Source organism: Streptomyces luteosporeus (assembly GCF_039532865.1).
GTDB lineage: Bacteria > Actinomycetota > Actinomycetes > Streptomycetales > Streptomycetaceae > Streptomyces > Streptomyces luteosporeus.
Window position 1 is genome coordinate 251,519 of the sequence record NZ_BAAASL010000001.1, and the last position, 19,847, is coordinate 271,365.

At 73.2% G+C, this 19,847-nt stretch carries 18 protein-coding genes; 9 read left to right on the forward strand and 9 right to left on the reverse strand.

The genetic code is table 11. The features are described 5' to 3' along the window. Positions 1 to 6: 6 nt before the first annotated feature. The 4 genes from ABD361_RS01170 to ABD361_RS01185 all read right to left on the reverse strand — a co-directional run bounded on the left by ABD361_RS01170 (position 7) and on the right by ABD361_RS01185 (position 2,609). A complete protein-coding gene (locus tag ABD361_RS01170) occupies positions 7 to 891 on the reverse strand; it encodes a radical SAM/SPASM domain-containing protein (RefSeq protein WP_344432675.1) in 885 nt (294 codons plus the stop codon). Between the two features lie 17 nt (positions 892 to 908). Continuing rightward, entirely contained in the window at positions 909 to 1,310 is a 402-nt protein-coding gene (locus ABD361_RS01175) for an NUDIX hydrolase (RefSeq protein WP_344432676.1), read from the reverse strand. A gap of 230 nt (positions 1,311 to 1,540) precedes the next feature. After that, positions 1,541 to 1,741 carry a DUF397 domain-containing protein gene (locus tag ABD361_RS01180; protein WP_344432677.1) on the reverse strand — a complete coding sequence of 67 codons (201 nt, stop codon included), beginning with the start codon at positions 1,739 to 1,741 and terminating at the stop codon, positions 1,541 to 1,543. Between the two features lie 10 nt (positions 1,742 to 1,751). Beyond that, positions 1,752 to 2,609, reverse strand: a complete 858-nt coding sequence (locus ABD361_RS01185) for a helix-turn-helix domain-containing protein (RefSeq protein ID WP_344432678.1) — start codon at positions 2,607 to 2,609, stop codon at positions 1,752 to 1,754. A gap of 238 nt (positions 2,610 to 2,847) precedes the next feature. Between ABD361_RS01185 and ABD361_RS01190 the strand changes: the two genes are divergently transcribed. Further along, positions 2,848 to 3,282: a hypothetical protein gene (locus ABD361_RS01190; protein ID WP_344432679.1), complete on the forward strand. Its 435-nt coding sequence runs from the start codon at positions 2,848 to 2,850 to the stop codon at positions 3,280 to 3,282. Between the two features lie 492 nt (positions 3,283 to 3,774). On the opposite strand, the gene ABD361_RS01195 is transcribed toward ABD361_RS01190, so the two are convergent. Further along, positions 3,775 to 5,079, reverse strand: a complete 1,305-nt coding sequence (locus tag ABD361_RS01195) for a M64 family metallopeptidase (RefSeq protein ID WP_344432680.1) — start codon at positions 5,077 to 5,079, stop codon at positions 3,775 to 3,777. Positions 5,080 to 5,225: 146 nt separating this feature from the next. Continuing rightward, positions 5,226 to 6,557 (reverse strand): alpha/beta fold hydrolase, encoded by a 1,332-nt coding sequence (locus ABD361_RS01200; RefSeq protein ID WP_425583105.1) that lies wholly within the window; start codon positions 6,555 to 6,557, stop codon positions 5,226 to 5,228. 100 nt (positions 6,558 to 6,657) lie between these two features. Here ABD361_RS01200 and ABD361_RS01205 point away from each other — a divergent pair, with 100 nt between their 5' ends. Further along, positions 6,658 to 8,010 (forward strand): helix-turn-helix domain-containing protein, encoded by a 1,353-nt coding sequence (locus tag ABD361_RS01205; RefSeq protein ID WP_344432875.1) that lies wholly within the window; start codon positions 6,658 to 6,660, stop codon positions 8,008 to 8,010. Between the two features lie 72 nt (positions 8,011 to 8,082). Here ABD361_RS01205 and ABD361_RS01210 read toward each other — a convergent pair whose 3' ends face one another. Beyond that, entirely contained in the window at positions 8,083 to 8,928 is an 846-nt protein-coding gene (locus tag ABD361_RS01210) for a DUF4344 domain-containing metallopeptidase (RefSeq protein ID WP_344432681.1), read from the reverse strand. A 166-nt stretch (positions 8,929 to 9,094) separates the two neighbouring features. Between ABD361_RS01210 and ABD361_RS01215 the strand changes: the two genes are divergently transcribed. After that, positions 9,095 to 9,790 (forward strand): response regulator, encoded by a 696-nt coding sequence (locus tag ABD361_RS01215; protein WP_344432682.1) that lies wholly within the window; start codon positions 9,095 to 9,097, stop codon positions 9,788 to 9,790. Beyond that, the gene (locus ABD361_RS01220; protein WP_425583106.1) at positions 9,787 to 10,917 is read left to right on the forward strand and encodes a sensor histidine kinase; all 1,131 of its coding nucleotides are present in this window, start codon (positions 9,787 to 9,789) and stop codon (positions 10,915 to 10,917) included. The genes ABD361_RS01215 and ABD361_RS01220 overlap by 4 nt, the downstream gene beginning before the upstream one ends. Before the next feature lie 17 nt (positions 10,918 to 10,934). On the opposite strand, the gene ABD361_RS01225 is transcribed toward ABD361_RS01220, so the two are convergent. Continuing rightward, positions 10,935 to 11,327: an STAS domain-containing protein gene (locus ABD361_RS01225; RefSeq protein ID WP_344432683.1), complete on the reverse strand. Its 393-nt coding sequence runs from the start codon at positions 11,325 to 11,327 to the stop codon at positions 10,935 to 10,937. Between the two features lie 404 nt (positions 11,328 to 11,731). Between ABD361_RS01225 and ABD361_RS01230 the strand changes: the two genes are divergently transcribed. The 5 genes from ABD361_RS01230 to ABD361_RS01250 all read left to right on the forward strand — a co-directional run bounded on the left by ABD361_RS01230 (position 11,732) and on the right by ABD361_RS01250 (position 18,804). Further along, positions 11,732 to 12,301, forward strand: coding sequence for a sigma-70 family RNA polymerase sigma factor (locus tag ABD361_RS01230; RefSeq protein WP_344432684.1), 570 nt, complete (start codon positions 11,732 to 11,734; stop codon positions 12,299 to 12,301). Further along, positions 12,298 to 13,434 carry a maleylpyruvate isomerase family mycothiol-dependent enzyme gene (locus ABD361_RS01235; RefSeq protein ID WP_344432685.1) on the forward strand — a complete coding sequence of 379 codons (1,137 nt, stop codon included), beginning with the start codon at positions 12,298 to 12,300 and terminating at the stop codon, positions 13,432 to 13,434. The genes ABD361_RS01230 and ABD361_RS01235 overlap by 4 nt, the downstream gene beginning before the upstream one ends. A 205-nt stretch (positions 13,435 to 13,639) precedes the next feature. Continuing rightward, a complete protein-coding gene (locus tag ABD361_RS01240; RefSeq protein WP_344432686.1) occupies positions 13,640 to 15,265 on the forward strand; it encodes a serine/threonine-protein kinase in 1,626 nt (541 codons plus the stop codon). Between the two features lie 91 nt (positions 15,266 to 15,356). Then, a complete protein-coding gene (locus tag ABD361_RS01245; RefSeq protein ID WP_344432687.1) occupies positions 15,357 to 16,970 on the forward strand; it encodes a succinic semialdehyde dehydrogenase in 1,614 nt (537 codons plus the stop codon). Positions 16,971 to 16,983: 13 nt separating this feature from the next. Further along, positions 16,984 to 18,804 (forward strand): GMC oxidoreductase, encoded by a 1,821-nt coding sequence (locus ABD361_RS01250; protein WP_344432688.1) that lies wholly within the window; start codon positions 16,984 to 16,986, stop codon positions 18,802 to 18,804. Between the two features lie 670 nt (positions 18,805 to 19,474). Here ABD361_RS01250 and ABD361_RS01255 read toward each other — a convergent pair. Continuing rightward, on the reverse strand, positions 19,475 to 19,789 hold the full coding sequence (locus ABD361_RS01255; RefSeq protein WP_344432689.1) for a chorismate mutase: 315 nt from the start codon (positions 19,787 to 19,789) through the stop codon (positions 19,475 to 19,477). Positions 19,790 to 19,847 lie beyond the last annotated feature (58 nt).

Here is a 19,847-nt window from a genome sequence, read left to right on the forward strand (position 1 = left end):
AGGCTCCTACTTCCTTTCCTGGCCGTCGTCCTCATCGTCGTCGGACGGGAAGGCCGGCAGGCACGCTTCGGTGTTCGCGGGATCGCAGTCGTTCGAATCGTCGGGCGTGCAGGCCGTGCGTGGGGCGGGCACGGTTGAGGTCATCTCTGCCCACGCAGCACCGGTGAGAACGGCACGGAGGCCGTTCTCCCGGATGCTCCCGGCGACGAGGTGGCGGGAGAGGATGCAGCCGTAGACGTCGCCGTCCGGGGAGATCGCAGCACGCTGATGGAAGCACCGGCCGCAGAGCTCGTCGAGGCCGGGTTCGGAGAGTGCGGGTTCTGCGGCCCGGCCGACCTTGCGGACCCGGTCGACGCGGATGTGCTGTACGCCAAGGGACCGGAGCTCGGCTTCGGCCTGCCGGATGCGCTGGTTTTCCAGGACGTGGATCAAGCCGACCCGCAAGGGGATGCCGCGGCGGATTGCCGTGCAGATGTTCTCGCGGGTGCGGGCGTGGCTTCCCCTGGTCCGGGTGATCACGTCGTGCTGGGCGGCATCGTCGCTGTAGTAGCTGGTGGCGGGGCGGACGCCGGCACGGGAGAACAAGTCCCAGAGAGCCGGCCGGACATGGCTGAGATTGGAGTACACCTCGACGGCGAGTCGGCGGTCGCGCGCGTGCTCGACGAGAGCGGGGAGAAACGGCGACAGCGTCGACTCACCACCGATGAACTGAACGGCAGGGATGCGGAGTGCAGCGATCTCGTCGAGGACGCGCTGCCAGTCGGCGAGAGACATGGTCCCGTGCGACATCCCGGGCCCGGAGCCGGTGCAGCAGAAGCTGCACTGCTCGTTGCACTTGGCGGTGAGTTCGAGTTCGACCGACGCGACGGGGGTGGTGACTGTCGATGGCATTCAGGTACCTCCAACACTTATGAAGTGACGCGGAGGGGCGGGCGCAGCGCGGCCGTCACCAGGTGCCGGTGGCCGGCGCGCATGCGGGGTGGCAGTGCCGTGAGGGGCGCGAACGCGTAGTCGAGGTAGGCGGGGTGGGGCTTCCCGCTCGGGCGGGGCGGGAGCGTGATGCTCGCGACGCCGCGTGGAGTGAGTGGGCGGCAGTGGATCAGGTGCTGGTCGTCGGTAACTGCCGCGCTGCGAAGGGGTTTCACGGCCACGTGGAGGATGCGCCGCGCGTGGTAGGCGGCCGCCTCTAGGCGGGATTCGTACGGGCCGACGTCCCCGCCAGGCAGGACCCAGTCGCGGCGATCGCCGGTCATGAGGAGAAGGAGCCGGCCCAGGGGGTCGGTGAGGTAGGCGTACACGAGCAAGGTCATCGCCTCTTCGCGTCAGCTCCCTGGTTCCAGGGAAGCGCGGGGAGTTGAACGCCATTCCGGCATCGATCAGCGGCCTGGATCGGCGGTGAACGGGAAGCTAGCGGCGTCGTCACACCCGGCGCAAGGGTGGGGCGAAGGGCGCACTGTTGAGTAGAGAGTCCCTATGTTGGTCCCGCGCATGCCTCGGGCCTCCCACCAGCACTGATGGGAGGCCCGGGGATGGGTAGTCGCTAGATCGAGTGATCAATGGCACCTTGCTTGACGCTTCGGATCAAGTCGCGCAGGTGCCGGGTGGTCGTCGTGAGGATGACATGCGGGACATCGCTCTCTCTGATCGCAATCAAGCCGGAGCTGCGTGCTATCTCAACGCAGTCCTGGTTGAGGTCGCCACCGGAGAACGAGGACTTCTGCCAACTGATTTCGCCTGCCATGGCCGTTTGCTCACAATTCCTTTGCTATCTGCCGGATGAACTTGCTGGACTCGTCGGCGTCGAGGGCAATCTCCGCCACGGAATCCAGCAGGGCCCGGTATCGCAGGAGCTGCGCCTCTGCGTCCAGGAATCCGGCGTCAAACGCGCTGTCGATCTGCACTGTGTCGAGCTGCGGAATGGGTCCGCCGGCGTACAGCAGCGAGTGGACCGAGCTCGTGATCCGACTGTCGAACGGGATCACTCGGATCGTGACGGTCGGGAAGGCCGACATGTCGCTGAGGAAGTCGAGCTGTTCGCGCATGGTCGCCGGTTCGCAGTAGCGCATGCGCAGTGCGGCTTCATGGATGAACGCTTCGAACGTCGGAGGCGCAGGCCTGTCGAAGATCTCCCGGCGCCTGAGCCGGTGCTCTACTCGGGCCTTCAGCTCTGCCGCCGGCAGTGCGGGCAATGAGGAGACGCTGTTCGACATCACCTCCCGCGCATACTCGGCGGTCTGGAAGATGCCGGGCACATGCAGCATCTGCACGGCACGAAGGTATGTCGCGTGGTGCTCAAGCTCTGACAGGTCGAGGAATCCCGGCGACAGTATCCCCCGGTACTCTTCCCACCAACCCTTACTGCGCTCGTCCGCGATGGCGGCGAGTGCATCGATGAGGTGCTTGTCCGTGGCGGAGTAATGGGCGGCCAAGCGCCGGACCCTCTCCGCGCTGATGCCGTACCGGCCGGATTCGATGTGGCTTACCTGTGCGCGCTCGCCGCCCAGGTAAGCGGCGACCTGACTGCCGGACAAGCCGGCCTTTTCGCGGAGCTTGCGCAGCTCGGCGCCGAGTCGGCGCTGTCGCGCGGTGGGGTAGCTCCTTGGCGGCATCGGCCCTCCCTCTGCCTCGTCGAGTGTGCCGCCCTACTGTGCCACGTCTCAAACCCTTGTACCCGAAGTCCCACTGTTGCACCGTCCCACAGGTGGGCCCTAAGGTCCCACGTGGCACCGCGCAGTACACCGGGAAGACCCGAAGTGCAGCCGTCTGCATGCCTGTTGGGCACCCGGGGGACGGCCGAGCCACGGACGACGTGAGGTTGCGCGCGACTACCACCGTTGGGAGATCCGCATGCGCAGAACGACGCTCAGCAGCCCCAGCACCATCGACCTCGTGACAGGTGAGACCTACCGTTTCACCGTGCCGACGGCTCCGCCGACGGCCAGGGTGGCCCGTGACCTGCTGGGGGTGGTGCTGGCCGGCACCCAGCCGCCGGGTCTCGTCGACGACGCCCGGGTGTGCGTGTCCGATGCCGTGACGCACATGATCCCGCGCACGCCCGACCCGATCGACATCGAGGTCACCCTGCGGGGGCCGGACGTGTGGGTATCCGTGGGGACGACATCCTCGGGTGGTCGCGTGAAGGTGTACGAGCCGCGGTCGGTCGAGGGCCGTAGGTGCCTGAGGATCATGCGCAGCCTCGCCGCCGAGTCCGGCGAGACGTGGACCTGGGGCGAGGGCCGGCAACTGGTCGGGAAGCAGGTGTGGTTCCGGTTGCGGGGGTGAAGTGCGGGGGCGCCGTCTGACTGCGGGTGGGTGGGTTTGGTGGTGGAGTGTGCGCTGCGCCGCTGCGCGGCTTGGGGGGCGGAGGGCCGGACTGCGCCCTGGGGGCCCACCCGCTGCGCGGCTGGAAGGGGGAGCCCGGGGCGGGGGTGGTGCCCCGGGCCGTTGTTCCGGCGGAGTGAGGGTCGCCGCTGCGCGGCTTGAGGGCGCGCCCCGTACTGGCAGCGTTTCCCCTCGCCGGGGACAGGCCGCTCCGCTTCGCTGCGCTGTCAGGAGGGCCCGAACCGGGTTGGGTGCCGTCTTGGCGGCGCGAGCACTCGCGGGGAGTGCCCTGGCGGTGAGGGGTAACGCTGCCAAGCGGCGAAGCGGCGGGTTTCACTGCCCTCCTGGGGTGCCTGCGCCTTGCGGGGTTCGCTCTTCAGCCGCGCAGCGGCGCAGCGCACACTCCGCCACCCGACCCACCGGGCCGCACCCGCAGCGCGGAGCGCCCCGTCGTCAGCTGCCGCTGACCTGCCACCTCAGCGCCGTGCGCATCTTCTGGGTCACTGCCGGGTCCCGTACCGCCGGGTTCTGGTCGAGGGCCCAGGCCGTCACCCAGTGGGGGGTGCCGTCGGTGGGGACGCCCAGGGTGCGGGGGGTGACCGCGGTGCGGTTGCGGGCCCAGCTGACCTCGTGGCCGTCCACGTACCAGTACAGGGACGTCGTCGCCGGGGCGCCCTCGCGGACGGCTATGCGGGTGTTGCGGCCGACGCGGTCGCCGTTGCCGGTGGTGCCGTCGGCGGGGGCGATCACGCTCGCGTGCCGGTAGAAGCCGGCGATCATCGCCTCGCGGCCGGGCAGGTTGAACTCGCGGCCCAGCGACCGCATGATCGAGTTCTCCGTGGGGCGGTAGATGCCCTTGGGGTAGTAGCCGCCGCCCTCGTAGGCACCCACCGTGCCGCCGTCGGGTGAGGGTTGGCCGGCCCAGCGGGACCACTTGGCGCCGGTGGCGGTCTTGGTGATGTTGGATTCCCACGGCTCGTTGCCCGTGTACGTGCCGTACTCGTCGTATTGGTACTCGTCGGCGAGCTTGCCCAGCGAGTGGCCCGTCTCGTGGACGGCGACCTGGTCGGACTTGTCGTTGTTCGAGGAGGCCGTGGCGATGCCGTCGTAGCCGACCTGCGACTTGACGTCGTTGTAGCCGGCGCCGCCGTACTTGGTGGAGTTGGAGAGGACGACGACGAGGTCGGCGGCGGGGGCCTTGGCGGCGTAGGTCTCGACCTTGCCGGTGTCCACGCACAGCAGGCGCTCGACGCCGTCGCAGAAGAAGGCGGAGCCCAGGGCGGTGTTCTTGACGACGCCCTGGGCGGGGTCGCCGGAGACGCCGGAGTCCTGGGAGACGGCGTCGACGGCCCAGACGTTGAACAGGCCCTTGTACGAGGCGTAGGGCTCGACGGCCGACATCTTCGCCCACTTGGTGCGGACCGCGTCGTGGAAGGCCTGCTGCTGGTCGGCGGTGTAGCCGTCGCCGATGAAGACGACGTCGAGCTTGGAGCCGACGGGCCCGTTGTTGACGATGGAGGTGACGGCGCCGTCGCCCTTGAGGGCCTTGCCGCCGGGGCGCACCAGCTGCCGGGGCGAGGTGGGGGAGGCGGGGACGGTGCGGTGGTGGGGGTGGCCGCCGGGTTCGGTGAAGTACTCGACGGACTGGCGGGGGGTGGTGTGCGGGGCGGCCGACGCGCTGCCGGCACCGGTGCCGGCAGCGGTAGCGAGCGCGGCTATTGCTGCCACGCCCGCCACTGCGGATATTCGTCTGCGCATGGGGGGTTTCCTCTCGGAAGCGAAACCCACCGCCTAAAGCGGTGAGTTAAGTCGCGTTAAGGCGTCGCTTAACGTAGAGGCTTCGAGAGGGGTATGACAATGGGTGATCACCCGTCAATTTCTTACCACGCAGCGTTACATGAGGTTCACGCCTCGTCCCGCGCCAGCCGCAGTAGGCGGTCCAGCACCCTGCCGCCGCCGGCCCGTACGCCGTCGTGCTCGTACTCGTCGGTCACCCATGTGCGCAGCCCCGCGATGGAGCGGGCCGTCTGCAGCGAGTGGGCGGTGTCGACGAACAGGTCGTCGTGGTAGACGGCGGCCGCGACCGGCACCTCGTTGCGGGCCAACTGGTCCGCGTCGTACAGGGGCGTCCAGCCTTCGCGCTCGGCCAGCAGTTCCGCGGTGCGGCGCAGCGGGCGCAGGGCCGTCTGGGTCTCCAGCATCCAGGGATGGACGGTCTCGCCCGTGAACAGCAGCGGCCCGTCGCCCTCGAAGTGCCGTTCGAACTGCGGGAATTCCGCGCGTATGCGGTCCGCGGACCAGTGCGTCGGCCGCCCGTCCTGGGCATAAATGGCCTCATGGAGGAGCGTGTAGAGCGGGCTGCCGGCGCGCGAGAGCAGGGCGGCGGCCTGTTCGGTGAAGGAGTCCGAGAGCCGGGGGCCGGCGGTCGTCGGGACGAAAGCGTCCTCCAGCAGGTAGTGCAGCCGGTGGGAGCCGTCGCCGGAGCCGAGGAGGATGCCCAGCTGCTGGAAGGCGGCCACGGTCAGCTCGCTGCCGTCGGGCAGCACTTCCCGCGTGCCGGCGAGGTGTTCGGCGATGCGCAGGGCCGCGGCCTCGTCGCCGGGGTAGCGGGCGTAGTGGGCGAGGGTCTTGCGCTCCATGCGCGGGTAGGCCGCGCGGTAGACGGCGTCCGCGTCGGCGGTCAGTCCGGGCAGCCCGCCGGTGATGAGGACTTCGGCGAGGCCGTGGGGTGCGTACGACAGGTAGGTGACCGCGCAGAAGCCGCCGAAGCTCTGCCCGAGCACGCTCCAGGGGCGGCCGCGGGTGAGCCGGGGGCGGATGTGCTCGCAGTCGCGGACGATGGAGTCCGCCCGGAAGAGGGCGAGGTAGTCGGCCTGCTGCTGCGGGGTGCCGCGCAGGGGCAGCGTCTGCCGGTTGGCGGGGGTGGAGCGGCCGGTGCCGCGCTGGTCGAGCAGGAGCACCCGGTACTCCTGCAGGGCGCGGTCGAGCCAGTTCTCGCGTCCTACGGGGCGCCCGGCGGGGAAGCCGGGGCCGCCCTGCAGGTACACGAGCCACGGCAGGTCCTCGTGGGCCCGCCCGGCGGCGACGACCTCGCGCCCGTAGAGGCGGATCTGCTCGCCGTCGGGTCGGGCGTGGTCGAGGGGGACGTCGAAGAAGCGATCGGTCAGTACGAGCCCGGGTTGCCGGACGGTGTCCCCCACCCGGGTGAGCGCGGGCGACTTCGGCACGGATGGCACGGTTACATCCTCACGTAAGCAGATTTAACGTACGGCGTGATCGACGCGCGCAATGTACCGAGGGGCGGAAGTGGCCGAGAACAGCACCCACGGCATACCGATGGACGAGCCCGGTGACATCGGACGCCGCGTCCTGCGGCTACGGACGGAGAAGGGGCTGACCCAGAAGCAACTGGCCGAACCCGCCTATACCGCCGCGTACGTCTCCACCCTGGAGGCCGGGCGCGTACGGCCCTCCGAGACCGCCCTGCGCCACCTCGCCGGCCGGCTCGGCACCACGGTCGAGGAGCTGGCCACCGGCCGGCCCCCGCACCTGGCCACCGACCTGCGGCTGCGGCTGACCGACGCCCGGCGCACCCTGGCCACAGGGGATGCTGCCGACGCGGCCGGCCTCTTCGCGGCGCTGCGCACGGAGGCGGCCGGGCTGGGCCTGCCGGGGGAGGAGTTCACCGCCCTGCTGGGGCTCGGCGACTGCGCCCTGGAGACGGGCGAACTGACCAGTGCCCGCGATCTGTTCGCCGAGGCGGAGGCGCTGCTCGCGCGCGAGCCGCTGCCGCGCCGCGTGCCCGCGCTGCGCGGCCGCGCCACCGCCCATCTGCTGGCGGGGGAGCTGCGCTACGCCTGCTACCTGCTGGAGACCGCGCTCGACGAGCTCAACGCCTCCGGCATGCACGACCCGAACGCCCTGCTGCTGCTCTACACCGCCGCCATCGCGCCGTACATGGACATGGGGGCGCACGCCCGGGCCGCGCACGCCGCCGAGCTCGCCCTCGCGCTCGCACCCCAGGTGGACGACCCGGCGCTCGTCGCCGGCATGCACCGGGGCGTGGCCCGCACCCTGATCGCCGAGGGCCGCATCGCGGACGCCGACGCCTCCCTCGCCAAGGCCCAGGAGCTCTACCAGCAGCTGCACATCCGCACCGAGCTCGCCCACTGCCACTGGATGCGCGGCTACGTCCACGCCCAGGACGGCAACCTGCGCAAGGCCGAGACGGAGCTGCGCACCGCCCGCGACATGCTGGCCTCCAAGCGCGCGGCCCTGTTCACCGTGCAGGTGGAGGTGGAGCTGGCGGACGTGCTGCGCCGTCGCGGCAAGGCCGCGGAGGCCGAGGCGCTGCTGCGGCCGCTGCTGTCGCCGCACGCCCTGGGCGCCGAGCGCGGCGCCGTCCACGCCGGCGGCGCCCACCGGCTGCTGGGGCTCATCGCGGAGGAGAGCGGCGACACCGAGGCCGCGGAGGAGCACTACTGCGCGGCGCTGTCCCTGCTGGAACGCACGGGCGCGGCGGGGGACCTGGCCGATCTGTGCCGGCTGCTGGGCGACCTGCTGCGGCGTACGGGGCGTACGGAGGCGGCGCTGGACGCGTACCGCACCGGGCTCGGCCACCGGGCCGCGCCCGGCACGACCACGCTGGGCCCGGCACCGTCGGCACCGCCGTTCTGGACGCGCCCGTGAGCGGCCGGCGCCCATGCGCGGTCGGCGCCCGTGAGCCGTCAGCACCCGTGAAGGGTCAGCGCCCGTGAGCCGTCAGCGCCGGGCCGCCGCGTACGGCGCCAGCAGGCGGGTCCAGCCCCGGCGCAGGCTCGCGTACTCCTGCTCGCACAGCGCGGCCCGTTCCTTCGACAGCCGCTTGCCGTCGACGAGCCGGGGCCGCTCGCCGGCGGCGGGGCCGCGCGCCGCGCCGTACAGGTAGCAGCGGTAGTTGGCGCTGCGCACGGCGTCGGGCGCGTGCTCGTCGGAGGGGTCGGTGTCGGAGGGGTCGCTCTCGCGCGCGTACTGCGCGTAGTTGTCGGCGGCGGCCAGCAGCGCGGCGCGGCCGGGGGCGCCCTGGTCGAGCAGCCGGTAGGCGGCGAACTGGTCGGCGACGTCCTCCTCGCGCCCGGTGAACGGCAGGTCGAGCCGGTCGATGAGGGCGTGGGCGGCCTCGTGGTAGAGCGTCTCGCTGATCACGCCCGCCGTGCGGTCGGCGGGGGCGGCGGCCCCGTCGGCCTCGAACATCGAGCGGACCTCGCGGACGAACCCGTAGCACAGCACTATGCGCGCGGTCTCCGGGTCGTACTCGGGCGTGGCGTCCTTCTTGCACGTGGTGCCGATGATGTCGATGCGCTTGCGCAGCCGCAGCGAGCCGTTGAGGTCGTCGGCGACGCGCTCGGGCAGCCGCCGTTCCTTGAGGAAGGCGCGCTCGTCGCTCTCGCCGGCCGTGGGCACGTCGTAGGAAACGGACAGGCCGCCGCGGGCGGGGGGCGCGGCGGCCTGCGACTGCGGGCCGCAGCCGGTCGCGAGGGCGGCGGTGCAGACACCGGCCGCGACCAGCGTGCGGGCGCGCCATGCGCGGGCCGGTCTCCGGGGGCCCGGCCCCACATGGTGCAGCATGGACAGCACTCTGCCGCCCCGGGGCGGTCGGGGGGAATCCGTCTGTGGTCCGGGCCCACCCCCTCCGGTCGGCGGGGGTGCCCCCGCTGCCCTGCCGGGGGTGGGGCAGGCTGGAGGGATCCCGGTGGGAGAAGAGGGCCGGCGGAGAATGAAGAGGTAACGGACGGTGATCCGCGTTGTGGTGGTGGACGACGAGCAGCTCGTCCGCTCCGGGCTGCGCATGATCCTGGGGACGGCACCGGACGTCGAGGTGGTCGGCGACTGCGGCGGCGGCCGGGCGGTGGCCACCGTCGAGGAGTGCGCGCCGGACGTCGTCCTGCTGGACATCCGGATGCCGGACGTGGACGGCCTGACGGTGCTGCGGGCGCTGCGCGAGCGGCCGGAGCCGCCGGTGGTGGCCATGCTGACCACCTTCGACACGGAGGAGTACGTCGCGGCGGCGCTGCGCGCGGGCGCGACGGGCTTCCTGCTGAAGGACACCGACCCCGAGGAACTGGTCCGCTCCGTACGGGCCCTGGCCGCGGGCCGCAGCGTGCTGGCGCCGGGCGTGACCCGGGCGGTCATCGGCGGCTACCTGGCGGCCGACGCCGCCGGCACCGCCGCGGAGGCGGTGCGCTCGCTGACCCCGCGGGAGCGGGAGGTGCTCGGGCACCTGGGCGAGGGGCTGGCCAATCCGCAGATCGCGGCGCGCATGGGGCTGGCGCCCAGCACGGTCAAGGACCATGTGCGGGCGGTGCTCGGCAAGCTGGGCGGCCTCAACCGCGTCCAGGCCGCGATCATCGCGGACCGGGCGGGTCTGGTGGGCGGCGAGGCGCGGCCCGCGGAGGGCCGGGGGCATCACCACGGGCGCGGTGAGCGGTGAGCCGGTGGCGCACCGTCCGGCCGGCCCGGCTGCCGTCGTGGGCGCCGGTGCTGGGGCCGGCCCTCTTCGCGATGGGCGACGCGCTGCTGGTCAACGGCCTGAAGCCGGGCCTGCCGCTGTGGACGTCGCTGCTGGCGGCGGTGGTGCTGCCGCTGCGCCGGCGCCTGCCGGTGACGGTCTTCCTGCTCACGCTGCCGGGGATGTACTTCTCCTTCGTCTGGCTGGCGCCGATGTTCGCGCTGTACACGGTGGCCTCGCGGCGTACCGACCGGCGGCTGCTGGCCGGTGCGGGGCTGCTGATGGCGGCCGCGCAGTTCCTGCCGTACCCGGTGACGAGCCTGGCCCTGAACCGCCGGCAGACGGGCGTGGACCTGCTCGACGCGGTCGTCGTGGCCACCACGCCCATCGCCTTCGGGCTGCTCGTGCGCACCCGCGGCGAGCTGGCGGGCCGGCTGGAGGAGCTCACCCGCAGCCGGGCCCGCGAGGACCGGCTGCTGGCCGACCGGGTGCTGGCCACCGAACGGGCCCGGCTGGCCCGGGAGATGCACGACGTCGTCGCCCACCAGGTCAGCCTGATCAGCCTGCAGGCAGGCGCGGTGCAGATCAGCACCGAGGACGGCCGGGCCCGCGAGGGCGCGCGCACGATCAGGGAGCTGTCGGTGCGCACGCTGGACGAGCTGCGGCACATGGTCGGCATCCTGCGGGCGGCCGGCGCGGACACCGAGGAGCTCACCCCCCAGCCGCGGCTGTCGGACCTGCCGCGGCTGGTCGAGCTGAGCGCGCTGGACGTCACCTTCGAGGACGGGTGCGACCCGGCGGTCGAGCGCCCGGAGGCCGTGGAACGGGCCGCGTTCCGTACGGTGCAGGAGGCGCTGACCAACGTGCGCAAGCACGCGCCGGGCGCGAAGGTGCGGGTGCGGGTGACGCAGGACGCGTCCGGGCTGGACGTGGAGGTCCGCAACGGGCCGGCGGACGCGGCCGTGCCGGCGCCGGGGCTGCCCGGCGGCGGTCACGGGCTGGTGGGCCTGCGGGAGCGGGCACAGAGCCTGGGCGGGACGCTGCGGGCGCACGCGACGGACGACGGCGGGTTCGTCGTACGGGCGCGCTTGCCGTACGGGCAGCGCTGAGGGGATGCGGCGTGCCGTCAGGCGGACAGCGGGTCGGTGCGCTCCTCGGGCGCGTCCCGGCCGTCGGTGGCGCTGTCGAGGTCGGGGTAGACGTCGAAGAGCCGGCGCACGCCCAGTGCGGAGAGCACCCTGTTGACGTGCGAGCCCTCCACGGCGCCCTGGGCCGGCAGGATCAGCCGCAGCCGGCCCTGGCAGGAGCGCATCAGGCGGCGGGCGGCGATGAGCACGCCGACGCCGCTGGAGTCGCAGAAGCGGACCTCCCCGAGGTCGAGCACGAGGCTCCGGCGGCCGTCGGCGACGGCGTCGTGCACGTGCTGCCGCACCGAGGGAGAGGTCACCAGATCCATTTCGCCGCAGACCTGGAGCACGGCCCACTCGCCCTGCTCGTGCTCCAACACCTTCAACGTCACGCGATCGAGCCCCTTCACTCGGTCTTCCGTTCCTTCGGAATGGACCCTTCCGCGGTATGGCTGCCTGGCGCTTCCCCCGTGGGACGCCATGTGAAACGCCGCGATCCACATCCGCGGCAGAAGCCGACCGCTGTTGAGCCTATGCCCAGCTCGAACCCTTAATCCCCATAGATCCGGTCACACCCGCATAACACATCGGCACATTCGTTCATGTGCGGTCGACATCGATCGGCATCATTGGCCAGCAATCGCCGCAAAGTGATGCCCTATAGCAGAGAAGCCGGTGCGGCGAAAGAGCGTCACCGGGATTCGCCCCAACCGCTCGTGCGGTGTCGTACCCGGTGGTTACATTCGGCGGGAGGGCGTACAGACGTACAGCAGTGCGTACGGTGAGGGGGCCGGTCATGGGGAACAACGACGTACCACCGCGCTGGGACCGCAGGATGCAGCAACGCCTCGCCCACGGCGAGGCCGCGGCGCTCGGCGAGCTCTACGACCGCTTCGCCTCCCTCGTGCACGGCATGGCCCACCGCGTCCTGGGCGACGAGCGCGGCGCCGACGGCGTCACCCGCGAGGTGTTCGGGTACGTGTGGGAGCACCCCGAGGCGTACGACCCCCGGCACGGCTCCCTGCGCTCGTGGATCGCCTCCCTCGCCCACGGACAGGCCGTCAGCCGGCTGCGGCAGGCCGAGGACGACGACGGCCGGCCCGCGGAGCGCACCGAGCAGAAGGTGCGCGCCGCCAGCGCCGCCGCCCGCGCCGACTACATCGTCACCTCCATGCCCGCGCCCCTGCGCGCCGCCCTCGACTGCGCCTACCTGCGCCGGCTCGACTACCGCCAGACCGCCGCCGTCCTCGGCGTCACCGAGGACGAGGCGCGCCGCCGGCTCAGGCTGGGCTTACAACTGCTGTCCACGGCCCACGACGCCCCGCACGCCGTCGCCCCTCCCGGCCTCGGGAGGGCGCTGCGATGAGCACGGCGCCCCGGCCCGCCCCGCTGCCGGCGCCGGCCGTCCCCCACGCCGTGCTCAAGTCCCTGCTCGGCGCCTGGGCCCTGGCCGCGTGCTCGGCCGAGGAGAGCGCCGCCGTCGAGGCCCACCTGCCCGGCTGCGCCCCCTGTTCCGACGAGGCGGCGCGGCTGCGCGACGCCGTCGCCCTGCTGCACCCGGAGGACAGCCTGGACCTCGACCCCGGCCTGCGCTCCCGCGTGCTGGCCGGCGCGCTCGGCCGCCGCCCGCCGCGCATCCCGGTGCCCGGGTGGGCCGCGCCGTACGAGGCGGAGACCGCCCGGCTGGACGCGCTGCTGCGCGACATCGGCGAGGCGGAATGGCGCGCTCCGGTGCGCCTGCGCTGGTTCGACGGCCGGCACACCACCGGCTGCGAGGCCACCGTGGCCGGCGTCATCGGCCACCTGACGGCGGTCGACGGCATCGTGGCGGCCGCCCTCGGCATGCCCGATCCGCTGGGCGAGGCCGCGGGCGTCTCCTCGCCCGAGGAGCGCACCCACACCCTGTGGGCCGCCGCCGGCGGCCCACCGCGCGAGGCGCACGCCGCCTGGCGCGACCAGGGCCGCGCCCTGGTGCGCACGGTCTCCTTCGCGGGCGGCGGCGCCGCCGAGCTGCCCGTGCCGTACGGGCCGTTCGGGCTGCCGGTCCGCGACGCCTTCCTCGACCGCGCCTTCGAGTGCTGGGTGCACGCCGAGGACATCGCCGAGGCCGTCGACTATCCGTACGGGCCACCCGCGGCCGGCCACCTCAACGCGCTGATCGACCTGGCGGCCCGGCTCCTGCCCGGTGCCATAGCGGCCCGCCGCCGGGCGGGGCTCGCCCCGCCACCGCGCGCCCTGGTCACGGCCGGCAGCCCCGGCCGCACCCTGCACCTGGAGATCGAGGGCCGCGGGGGCGGCCACTGGTACGTCCCCCTGGACTCCCCGGCGGCCGCGGCGACCCCGGAGCACTCCGTGGCCCACGTCGCCCTGGACGCGGTCGAGTTCTGCCGGCTGGCGGCCGGCCGCGTCGCCCCGGAGGACGCGGCCGCGGGCTCGCTCGGCGACCAGGAGGCGGTGACCGACGTGCTGTACGCGACGGCGTCGCTGTCGCGGATGTGAGCAGCGGCGGGGGCCAGGTGGGGGCCGGGCGGGTGCCCGCGGCTGCCACCCGGTGTCCCACCTGCGGGTCCAACGGACGTTCATGCGGCGTTTATGACGGTGCGGTGCACTGGTGGGGCCGATTCACCCCCGAGGAGGAGGGCACCGAGTGAAGCCGACCGGTACGGGCCCGGTCGGGCCCGGGGATGTGGGGCAATATGGCCCTATGGGCACCCCCTACGCCGCGCACGGCGGACTCGTCGCAGGGCGGTACCGGCTGGGCCGGAAGATCGGGCGCGGCGGCATGGGCACCGTCTGGCGCGCCACGGACGAGCTGCTCGGTCGTCAGGTGGCCGTCAAGGAGCTGCACGTGGACGACCAGCTGTCCGCGCAGGAGGCCCGGGCGCAGCGCGACCGGTTGCTGCGCGAGGCGCGCACGGTGGCGCTGATCAAGCATCCGAACGTCATCGTGATGCACGACATCGTCGAGCAGGACGGCCGGCCCTGGATCGTCATGGAGCTCGTCGAGGGCCGTTCGCTGTCCGCGCGCCTGTCGGCGCAGGGGCCGGTGGGGCCGCGGGAGGCGGCCCGGATCGGGGTGGCGCTGCTGGGCGCGCTGCGCGCGGCGCACGCCAGCGGGGTGCTGCACCGGGACATCAAGCCGCCGAACGTCCTGCTGGAGGAGGCCACCGGCAGGGTGGTGCTCACCGACTTCGGCATCGCGCAGGTCTCGGGCGTCACCACGATCACGGAGACGGGGGCGTTCGTGGGCTCGCCCGAGTACACCGCGCCGGAGCGGATGTCGGGCGGCCGGGCGGGGCCGGAGTCGGACCTGTGGTCGCTGGGGGTGCTGTTGTGCACGGCGATGCAGGGGGAATCGCCCTTCCACCGGGACTCGTTGGGCGGCATCCTGCACGCCGTCGTCTACGACGAGATCCGCCCGCCGGGGGTCACGGGGCCGTTGTTGCCGGTGGTGCGGGGGCTGCTGGAGCGCGACCCGGCCCGCCGGATGGGCCCGGACGAGGCCGAGCGGCTCCTGCGCGCGTACCTGGAGTCCGGCGTGCTGCCCGCCCCGGCCGCACGCCCCCTGCCGCCCGCCCCGACCCGCCGCGAGCCGCTGCTGCCGGTGAGCGACCCGGTGAGCGACCCGGTGAGTGCCCCGGTGGGCGACCCGGTCGGCGGTGCCCGGGGGCGTACGGCGCTGATGGCGGCCCTGACCGTCGTCACGCTGGCCGGCATGGGCGCCGGGGTGGCGGCCCTGCTGATGCAGCGCGACCGGGAGGCCGCCCTGGACGACCGGCCGCCGAGCGCCGCCGTGCGCACGCAGCAGTTCCCGCCGCCCTCCCTGCCGCCCCCGCCGGCCAGCGCGTCGGTGGCGGCCCCCGCGGGCTACCACGCGGTGCAGGACCCGGCCGGCTTCGCGATGGCCGTGCCGGACGGCTTCACCCGCTCCTTCGAACCGCCGCGGGTCTTCTACTACGCGCCGGGCAAGGAGTTCCGCATCGGCGTGCTCATCCAGGACGTCCAGGAGGGCGGCCCGATCGCGGCGATGCGCAGCTCCGCGGCCGTCGCCCCCGACCGCTACCCCGGCTACCGGGACGGCCGGGTCGAGCGCACCACGCACCACGGCAACCGGGCGGCGTCCTGGGAGTTCACCTGGAACGGCTTCGCGGAGCAGGAGAGCCGGGCCCCGGTCGGTGCCCGGCACACCTACGACCTGGCGTGGGACGAGGGCGAGCGGATGTACGACGTGTGGGTGTCCTCACCGGTCGGCAAGGCGGACGAGGGCAGGCAGTACTTCGACACGGCGCTGTCCACGTTCGTCCGGACGCAGCCGGTCTCGTCGCCTTGATCAAGTACCGGTCGCGCGGCAGGAAATGAGCCGACCTGTTTTCGTTACCGACGGGTACCCAAAGTGTCCCGCCCCGCATACGCTCACCCGCATGACGGACGCGCTGGACACTGGAACAGTCACCGATGGCAACCCCGTCGCCCCGGCGGGCGCCCGTACCGCCGCCGACGTGGTCACCCCCGCTCTCGTCGCCCGCCTCACGCGGTCCGTGGTGGGCTCGGGCGGCCGTACCGCCTGCCACACGCCGCTCACCGGCGAGGTGCTCGCCGAGCTCCCGGAGTCGACGCCCGAGGACGTCGCAGTCGCCTTCGACCGGGCGCGGGCGGCACACGGCGCCTGGGCCGCCCTGCCCGTGCGGCGGCGGGCGGCCGTCCTGCTGCGCTTCCACGACCTGCTGCTGGCCCGCCAGTCGGAGATCCTCGACCTGATCCAGCTGGAGACCGGCAAGAGCAGGCTGCACGCCCACGAGGAGGTGCAGGCGGTCGCCGTCGCCGCCCGCTACTACGGGCGCGGCGCGCCCGCCCACCTGCGGCCGCGGCGGCACGTGGGCGTCCTGCCCGTGCTGACCCACGTCACCGAACTGCGCGTGCCGCGCGGCGTCGTGGGACAGATCGCGCCCTGGAACTACCCCCTCGAACTGTCCGTCGGCGACGCGCTGCCGGCCTTCGCCGCGGGCAACGCGGTCGTGATGAAGCCCGACACCGAGACCGCCCTGACCGCCCTGTGGGCCCGCGACCTGCTCGTCGAGGCCGGGCTGCCGCAGGAGGTCTGGCAGGTCGTCCTCGGCGAGGGCCCCGTCGTCGGCCCGGCCGTCGTGGCGCACGCCGACTACGTCTCCTTCACCGGCTCCACGCGGGTCGGCCGGGAGGTCGCCCGGGGCGCGGCGGAGCGCCTCGTGGGCAGCTCGCTCGAACTCGGCGGCAAGAACGCCATGCTCGTGCTGCCCGACGCCGACCTCGACCGGGCGGCGGCCGGCGCCGTGCGCGGCTGCTTCTCCTCCGCCGGCCAGCTGTGCATATCCATAGAGCGGCTCTACGTGCACAGAGCGGTGGCCGACGACTTCCTGCGCCGCTTCGTCGCCCGCACCAGGGCGCTGCGGCTCGGCACGGCGCTGGCGTACGGGGCGGACATGGGCTCGCTGGTCTCGCGGCGGCAGCTGGAGACGGTGACGCGGCACGTGGACGAGGCGGTCGCCAAGGGCGCCACCGTCCTGGCCGGCGGCCGCGCCCGGCCGGACGTCGGGCCGCTGTTCTACGAGCCGACGATCCTGGAGGGCGTGCACGACCCGATGGCGGTGTGCACAGAAGAAACGTTTGGCCCGGTGGTGTCGGTGTACCGCTTCGACGACGAGGACGAGGCCGTCCGCGCCGCCAACGCCACCCCGTACGGCCTGAACGCCAGCGTCTGGACGCGCGACGGCCGGCGCGGCCGGGCGCTCGCGGCCCGCCTGCGCGCCGGCACGGTCAACGTGAACGAGGCGTACGCGGCGGCGTACGGAAGCGCCCGCACCCCCATGGGCGGCATGGGAGACTCCGGTCTGGGTCGGCGGCACGGCACCGAGGGCATCCTCAAGTACACCGAGGCCCAGTCCGTCGTGCAGCAGCGGCTGGTGCCGATGGGGCCGGCCTTCGGGCTGGACGACGAGCAGTACGCCCGGCTGATGACGAACGGGCTGCGGCTGCTGAAGGCCATCCGACTGCGCTAGAGGGGCGGCAGGCGTGAGCGAGGGCAAGGAAGGCAAGGAAGACGAGGGATTTGACTACGACGTCGTGGTCGTCGGCTCCGGCTTCGGCGGGGCCGTCGCGGCCCTGCGCCTGACGGAGAAGGGCTACCGCGTCGGCGTGCTGGAGGCGGGACGCCGCTTCACGCGCGAGACGCTGCCGCGCACCTCCTGGGACCTGCGCAACTACCTGTGGGCCCCGGCACTGGGGCTGTACGGCATCCAGCGCATCCACCTGCTCGGCAACGTCATGGTGCTGGCGGGCGCGGGCGTCGGCGGCGGTTCGCTGAACTACGCCAACACCCTCTACGTGCCGCCCAAGGCGTTCTTCGACGACCCCCAGTGGGCGCCGGTCACCGACTGGGAGGACGAGTTGCGCCCGTACTACGAGCAGGCGCAGCGCATGCTCGGCGTCCGGCTCAACCCCACGACGACCCCCTCGGACGTGCACCTGAAGGCGGCGGCCGAGCGGATGGGGGTGGGGGAGACCTTCCACCTCGCGCCCGTGGGCGTGTTCTTCGGCGACGGCGAGGACGGCGACGGTGCGGTACGGGCCGCGCCCGGCGAGGCGGCCCCCGACCCGTACTTCGGCGGGGCGGGGCCCGAGCGGCGCGCGTGCACCGAGTGCGGGGAGTGCATGACGGGGTGCCGGCACGGCGCGAAGAACACCCTCAACGAGAACTACCTGTACCTCGCCGAGCGCGCCGGCGCCGTCATCCACCCCATGACGACGGTGGTGGCCGTCACCGAGCACCGCGCCGGCGGGCACCGCGTCGTGACCGTGCCGACCGACCGCCGGCGCGGAGCACGGCGAGCGCGCCCGCTCGTGCTCCGGGCGCGCTACGTGGTGCTCGCCGCCGGTACGTACGGCACGCAGACGCTGCTGCACACCATGAAGGACCGGGGCCTGCTGCCGCGGATCTCCGCGCGGCTCGGCACCCTGACGCGGACCAACTCCGAGGCGCTGGTGGGGGCGCAGACCATCGACGCGCGCTACCGCAAGGCGCCCCACGGCGCGCGCCGGGCGGACTTCACCCAGGGCGTGGCCATCACCTCCTCCGTCCACCCCGACGCCCACACCCACATCGAGCCCGTCCGCTACGGCAAGGGCTCCAACGCGATGGGCCTGCTGTCCATCCCGCAGGTGCCGGTCGGCTCCCGGCTGCCGCGGCCACTGGCCTTCGCCGTGCGCTGCGCCCTGCACCCGGTGCAGGCGGTGCTGTCGCTGTCCACCCACCGCTGGTCGGAGCGCACGATCATCGGACTCGTCATGCAGTCCCTGGACAACTCCCTGACCACCCACCGGCGCACCCGGCACCCGGGCAAGGGCCTGCTCACGGCCCGGCAGGGGCACGGCGCACCGAACCCGAAGCAGATCCCGCAGGCCGCCGCGGCCGCCGAGCACCTCGCACGGGAGATCAACGGCTTCCCGGGCAGCAACCTCGGCGAGCTGATCGGCACCCCGCTCACCGCCCACTTCATCGGCGGCTGCCCGATCGGCGCCGACGCCGCGACGGGCGTGATCGACCCGTACCACCGGCTGTACGGGCACCCGGGGATCCTCGTGGTCGACGGCTCGGCCGTCTCCGCGAACCTCGGGGTCAACCCGTCGCTGACGATCACGGCGCAGGCGGAGCGGGCGATGGCCTTCTGGCCCAACAAGGGGGAGGCCGATCCACGCCCGGCGCAGGGAAGCGCGTACCGGCGCGTGGCGGCCGTCGAGCCCCGGGACCCGGCAGTGCCCAAGGACGCCTTCGGCGCCCTACGACTACCGATGCTCCCGGTGCCGCCTGTGCCGCCGAAGCCCAGCGCCCCGTAAGGGGCGCGGGGAACTGCGCGACAAGCCACGATGCGCCCGCAGAGGGAGTGCCGTGCTGCGCCCGGGCCCCGGGGTGGCACGCCATCCGCGGGCGCGTCGTGGCTGATCGCGCAGTTCCCCGCGCCCCTGACGGGGCGCGCCCCCTACGGGGCGCTACGCGAAGGGCCCCGGGCCGCCACCGCGGGGGCGGCGGGGCGGCCTCGGGGCCCTTGACTGCCGGCACCGAGATCAGGGCAGGGTCGGTGCCGCGGAGCGGCGCCGGGGGGAGCGCCGCGGGCTGTGGTCCAACCAATGGCAGTTCGGAGCGAGGGACTTGGTGCGTCCCTTTTGCATCGTGGGGGATGCGCCTGCCGGGCGCAACCGTTTCGACCGGATACGGTCGGTTCCAGGCGTCCCCGGAACCGACCGCCCTATAGTGGCGGCCGGGCTGCTGTCCCCTGCTGACCGGTCGCCTTCGCCACCGGAGTGAGGTCCCACGACGCGCGTGCGTGCGCGCCACACACTCCGGCGGATCCCGCCCTGTCGTGCCGGGCGCCCAGGAACAGGGACGGAAGCCACGCGTGGATTTCGAGGGCCGCTCCTGGCTGGCGCGGTCATCCGGTGCAACGCAGCGGAGCGGCCGGCGGTCACGCTCCGTACGAGTGACGGGGCCCGAACGCGAATGCGGTGCTCAGACGCGGCCGCGGCACAGCTCCAGCAGGGTCATCGCGAGGACGGTGCCGGAGCGGCCGAGCTGGTCGCCGTAGTGGTTGATGATCTCCATCTCGCGCGAGAGGTGCACCCGGCGGCCGCCCGAGGCGATGCGCTCGCGCTGGATGGCCTCCGAGACGGCGATGCGCTCCTGGACGAGGCCGATGATGTGGCCGTCGAGATCGTCGATCCGCCGCCGGGCGTCGGTGATCATGTCGGCTGCCTCGCCGGTGCGGGCGCCGGTGCCCTCCTGGGCGGCGGCTGCGGGGGTGGTGGTCGTGGTGGTGCTGGACATGTGGGTTTCTCCAAAGGGGCCGGATCGGCCCCCGGAGCGGCAGGTCCGGGAAAAGCGA

What these genes read in the sequence shown, in the direction of transcription:
- ABD361_RS01190 (WP_344432679.1), top strand. Translation starts at nt 2,848, where the DNA reads ATGCGCAGAACGACGCTCAGCAGCCCCAGCACCATCGACCTCGTGACA.
- ABD361_RS01240 (WP_344432686.1), top strand. Translation starts at nt 13,640, where the DNA reads ATGGGCACCCCCTACGCCGCGCACGGCGGACTCGTCGCAGGGCGGTAC.
- ABD361_RS01195 (WP_344432680.1), bottom strand. Translation starts at nt 5,079, where the DNA reads ATGCGCAGACGAATATCCGCAGTGGCGGGCGTGGCAGCAATAGCCGCG.
- ABD361_RS01205 (WP_344432875.1), top strand. Translation starts at nt 6,658, where the DNA reads ATGGACGAGCCCGGTGACATCGGACGCCGCGTCCTGCGGCTACGGACG.
- ABD361_RS01245 (WP_344432687.1), top strand. Translation starts at nt 15,357, where the DNA reads ATGACGGACGCGCTGGACACTGGAACAGTCACCGATGGCAACCCCGTC.
- ABD361_RS01210 (WP_344432681.1), bottom strand. Translation starts at nt 8,928, where the DNA reads ATGCTGCACCATGTGGGGCCGGGCCCCCGGAGACCGGCCCGCGCATGG.
- ABD361_RS01235 (WP_344432685.1), top strand. Translation starts at nt 12,298, where the DNA reads ATGAGCACGGCGCCCCGGCCCGCCCCGCTGCCGGCGCCGGCCGTCCCC.
- ABD361_RS01175 (WP_344432676.1), bottom strand. Translation starts at nt 1,310, where the DNA reads ATGACCTTGCTCGTGTACGCCTACCTCACCGACCCCCTGGGCCGGCTC.
- ABD361_RS01170 (WP_344432675.1), bottom strand. Translation starts at nt 891, where the DNA reads ATGCCATCGACAGTCACCACCCCCGTCGCGTCGGTCGAACTCGAACTC.
- ABD361_RS01185 (WP_344432678.1), bottom strand. Translation starts at nt 2,609, where the DNA reads ATGCCGCCAAGGAGCTACCCCACCGCGCGACAGCGCCGACTCGGCGCC.
- ABD361_RS01255 (WP_344432689.1), bottom strand. Translation starts at nt 19,789, where the DNA reads ATGTCCAGCACCACCACGACCACCACCCCCGCAGCCGCCGCCCAGGAG.
- ABD361_RS01230 (WP_344432684.1), top strand. Translation starts at nt 11,732, where the DNA reads ATGGGGAACAACGACGTACCACCGCGCTGGGACCGCAGGATGCAGCAA.
- ABD361_RS01180 (WP_344432677.1), bottom strand. Translation starts at nt 1,741, where the DNA reads ATGGCAGGCGAAATCAGTTGGCAGAAGTCCTCGTTCTCCGGTGGCGAC.